The organism is Blautia sp. CAG:257 (genome assembly GCF_000433815.1).
Taxonomy (GTDB): Bacteria; Bacillota; Clostridia; order Lachnospirales; family Lachnospiraceae; genus Blautia_A; species Blautia_A caecimuris.
This window is the reverse complement of sequence record NZ_HF999073.1, coordinates 1-637: the sequence shown is the minus strand read 5'-3', so window position 1 is coordinate 637 and position 637 is coordinate 1. Positions and strand designations below refer to the sequence as shown.

1 pseudogene is annotated in these 637 nt (G+C 37.0%); it reads right to left on the bottom strand.

What is annotated here, in order from left to right:
• Nucleotides 1-171: 171 nt before the first annotated feature.
• Nucleotides 172-637: pseudogene (locus tag QVP40_RS09225) on the bottom strand (lysine--tRNA ligase); the annotation flags it as partial.

Sequence of the window (637 nt, the reverse complement as noted above, 5' to 3'; positions counted from 1 at the left end):
TCTGAAAGATTTTTCTTTCAAAAAGTGCCCTCAACAATTCATATTGTTGGAGTAGTATTACTGACAACTAATCACCATTCTTCATGATGATTCATGTTTGAATACAAATTTGTTGTCAAATTGTTGTCAAAGAAAATTTTTGCTGTCAAATTGTGAAGTATTTTTACTCACTTAGTACAATTTTGCTCCTGCCGGAATGTGATCATCCAGGATCAGAACATTCAATCCTTCTCTTCCTTCTACAAGGTGTGTAGCGGAGATGATCATACCGCAAGAATCAATTCCCATCATCTTACGTGGTGGAAGGTTTGTGATTGCAAGCAATGTCTTTCCAACCAGTTCTTCCGGCTCATAATAATCGTGAATTCCGCTTAAAATCACACGTTCTACGCCACTTCCATCGTCTAATACGAACTTCAAAAGCTTCTTAGATTTTGGAACTGCTTCACATTCTTTTACCTTTACAGCACGGAAATCTGACTTGCTAAATGTATCGAAATCAACCATATCTTTGAATAATGGTTCCACTTCTACATTAGAGAAATCGTATGTTTCTTTCACTTCAGCAATTACTTTTTCCACTGTTTTTTCAACCGGAGCAGACTGTGCCGCATTGTTAGCTTCATTCTTTGCAGCT